Origin of the sequence: Streptomyces sp. NPDC051105 (assembly GCF_040682795.1) — a bacterium.
In the GTDB taxonomy this organism is placed as follows: Bacteria; Actinomycetota; Actinomycetes; order Streptomycetales; family Streptomycetaceae; genus Streptomyces.
In genome coordinates this window covers 1-4,133 of record NZ_JBFBBR010000046.1, presented here as the reverse complement: position 1 = coordinate 4,133, position 4,133 = coordinate 1, and the positions used below count along the sequence as shown (strand labels likewise).

General features: G+C 69.2%; 1 protein-coding gene. It reads right to left on the bottom strand.

Annotated features, from left to right (window positions below; genetic code table 11):
- Positions 1-4,097 (bottom strand): type I polyketide synthase (locus AB0N16_RS41450; RefSeq protein ID WP_365806003.1); only part of this gene is annotated, 4,097 nt, incomplete at its 3' end.
- Between the last annotated feature and the right edge of the window lie 36 nt (positions 4,098-4,133).

Below are 4,133 nucleotides of genomic sequence, written 5' to 3'. Positions count from 1 at the left end.
GCCGCCGCATAGTTGCCCTGACCAGGACTGCCGATCAAAGCCGCCACGGACGAGAACAGCACGAACGCCGACAACTCCATATCCGCCGTCAGCTCATGCAGGTGCAGGGCCGCATCCACCTTCGGCCGCATCACGCGTTCGAGCTGCGCGGGAGTCAGGGAGGTGATCACACCGTCGTCCAGGACACCGGCCGCATGAATCACCGCCGTCAGCGGATGGGCGAGGGAACCCATCAGAGCGGCCAGCTCGCCGCGGTCGGACACGTCACAGGCCACGGCACGGGCCTCGCAGCCCAACTCCGCCAGATCCCGCACGAGTCCGGTAGCACCGGGAGCCTCCGGCCCACGCCTACTGACCAGCACCAACCGCCTGACACCATACTGTGCGGCCAGATGCCGGGCGAAGACCGCACCCAGACCACCCGTACCACCGGTGATCAGGACCGTGCCGTCGGGATCCAGCACCGGCGCCTCGACCGATGCGGAGGAGGCCCGCGCCAGCCTCGGCGCCAGGAACCCGCCCCGACGGACAGCGAGCTGAGGCTCGTCCAGAGCAGCCAGTGCGCTCCAGTCCGGCACACCACCGTCGGGATCACCGTCGACGTCCACCAAGGTGATCCGCCCCGGATGCTCCGACTGCGCACTACGCACCAGACCCCACACCGGCGCCAACGCCAGATCCGGAACCTCATCACCCACCGCGATCGCGTTCCTCGTCACCACCACCAACCGCGCATCAGCCAACCGCTCACCCGCCAACCACCGCTGAACCAGCCCCAGCACCCCCGTGGCCACGGTCAGCGGAGTACCCGCCGACCCGTCCACCTCGGCCAGCACCAGATCCGGCACCGGCGCACCACCGACCAACGCCCCCTCCAGCGCATCCAGATCGGCATACCCCGACTCACCCAGCACCGCGATCCGTACAGCAGCAGGGGTTGGCAGGGACAGCGGTGCCCAATCAATCTCGAACAGCGAGCTGTCCTCCGACCGTTGGACGCTCGCGAGCTGCGCCTGGTCGACCGGACGGAAGGCCAGCTTCCCTACGCTCGCCACCGGCTCACCCCGCTCGCCGACGACATCGACACGCAGTGCGAACTCGCCCGCCGACCCGATCCGCACCCGTACCCGCGAGCCAGCGCCGTGCCCGAAGCGCACCCCGGACCACGAGAAGGGCAGCCGGGCGGAGGCACCCTCCCCGTCGTCGAGCCAGCCGAGCCCGCCATGCAGCGAGGCATCAAACAGTGCCGGATGGAAACCGAACCTGCGTGCCGCTTCGGCGTGCTCGTCCGGCAGAGCGACCTCGGCGAACATGTCGTCGCCGTCCCGCCAGGCCGCCCGCAGACTCTGGAAGGCGGGGCCGTAGTCGAAGCCGACCTCGGCCAGCCGTTCGTACATCGCGCCGACGTCAACCGGCTCCGCATCCGCCGGCGGCCACTCGACAGGCACCCACGACGGTGCGATGGGCTCCGCGTCCGGATCAGCGTCCGGAGCGAGCACACCGCGCCCGTGACAGACCGCTTCCGGCTCAGCTTCCGACTCGGTTCCGTTCTCGGGGCGGGAGAAGATCGCAACCGAGCGACGACCGTCTTCCTCAGGCTCACCGATGGTGACCTGGAGTTGTGCCGCTGCGTTCTCACCCAGGATCAGCGGGGCTTCGAGGACGAGTTCTTCGAGCACTGGACTGCCTGCGTGCTGCCCTGCCGTGACGGCCAGTTCGACCAGCGCGGTGCCGGGCACGATCACCATGCCGAGTACACCGTGGTCCTGCACCCAGGGCGCACTGTCCTGCGACATGCGTCCGGTGAACAGCCACTCGTCCCGCTCCCCCACTCGGACGGCAGCGGCGAGCAGTGGGTGGTCGAGCCGCCCGAGTCCGGCAGCGGCCGCGTCACCGGCCCCGGTACCAGGAGCAAGCCAGTACCGTTCCCGCTGGAAGGCATAGGTCGGCAGGGAAACGCGCCGGGCGCCGGTACCCGCATACAGCGCCGACCAGTCCACCGGCACGCCGGCCACATGCGCCTGCGCAACAAACGCCGCGAACGTCTCCGCCTCGGGGTGACGCGCCCGCAACACGGTCGCGAACACCGCCTCCGTGTCCTCATCCACCGCCTGACGCGCCAACGCCGTCAACACACCATCCGGACCCAACTCCAAGAACCGGGTCACACCCTCGCCCTGCAGAGTACGCACCCCGTCCGTGAACCGGACCGCCTGACGGACGTGATCCACCCAATACCCCGGGTCAGCCAACTCCGCCGACACCAGAGCACCCGTCACATTCGACACCACCGGGACTCGGGGGACGTGGTACGTGAGGGTCTCGGCCACCTTGCGGAACTCCGCCAGCATCGGCTCCATCCGATGCGAATGGAACGCATGACTCACCCGCAACCGCGTCGTCTTCCGGCCCTGCCACCGCGGCAACCACTCATCAAGCGCATCCAAGTCACCGGACACCACCACCGAACGAGGACCGTTGACCGCAGCGATCGACAACCGGCCCTCGAACCCGGCCAGCTCCCCGGCCACCTCCTCCTCCGCCGCCTGCACCGCAGCCATCCCACCACCAGCCGGCAACGCACCCATCAACCGGCCACGAGCCACCACCAGCGCACACGCATCCGCCAGCGACAGCACCCCCGCCACGTGAGCAGCCACCAGCTCACCCACCGAATGCCCGATCAGATAGTCCGGGCGCACTCCGAGGGACTCGACCAGCCGGAACAGGGCCACCTCGACCGCGAACAACGCGGCCTGCGTGAACTCCGTCGCATCCAGCAACCCGGCTTCCGCAGAGCCCTCCTCAGCAGCCAGCAGGCTCTGAAGCGAACGGCCCAGCCGCGGGTCCAGCTCCGCACACACCTCATCCAACGCCCGCCCGAACTGCGGGTAGGCGGCGGCGAGCTCCACACCCATCCGCGCCCGCTGCGCCCCCTGCCCCGTGAACAAGAACGCCGTACGACCCGCACTCACCCGACCGTCGAACACACCAGCGGCCGGTACACCACCGGCCAAAGCCGCAAGCCCCGCCAGCAACCCCTCCCGATCCGACGCCACCACCGCAGCCCGCTGCTCCAACTGCGCCCGCGACACCACCGACGAGAAACCCGCGTCCAGGACGTCAAGCTCCGGATGCGCCAGCAGATGGGCGCGCAGCCGCTCCGCCTGCGCACGCAACGCCACCTCACCCTTACCCGACACGGCCACCGGTACAGCTGGCAGAACCGTCACCGGGCGCTCGGCGGGCTCCTCGATCTCGGCGGCCGGGGCCTCCTCGATGATCACGTGAGCATTCGTGCCGCTGACTCCGAAGGAGGACACCCCCGCGCGCCGCGGCCGCTCACCCGCAGGCCACTCCTCCGCCTCCGTAAGCAGCTTGACCTGACCGGCCTCCCAGTCGACATGCGGCGACGGCGCATCCACGTTCAACGTGGCAGGCAACTTCTCGTGCCGCATCGCCATGACCATCTTGATGACGCCCGCCACGCCCGCTGCCGCCGAGCTGTGGCCGATGTTGGACTTGATGGACCCGAGACGCAGCGGGTCGTTGTCGGCCCGCTCCTGCCCGTACGTGGCCAGCAGCGCCTGGGCCTCGATCGGGTCACCCAGCTTCGTCCCCGTGCCGTGTCCCTCCACGGCATCGACATCGGCAGGGCTCAACCCGGCATTGGCAAGAGCCTGCCGGATCACCCGCTCCTGCGAAGGACCGTTCGGCGCCGTCAGACCATTACTCGCACCGTCCTGATTCACCGCGCTGCCCCGGACAACACCAAGAATCCGATGACCGTTGCGGCGCGCATCCGACAACCGCTCCAGGACGAGCAGACCAAGGCCGTCCGAGAAACCCGTGCCATCCGCTCCGGCCGCGTACGACTTGCAACGCCCGTCGGGCGACAGCCCACGCTGCCGACTGAACTCCGTCAGCAGGAAGGGCCCGGCAAGAACCGTGACGCCGCCGACGAGCGCGAGGGAACACTCCCCTGAGCGGAGCGCCTGGGACGCCATGTGCATGGCCACCAGCGACGACGAGCACGCCGTGTCCACCGACACCGCCGGACCCTCAAGCCCCAGACTGTAAGCAACCCGCCCCGACACGACACTCGACGTCGTACCCGTCAGCCGGAAACCCTC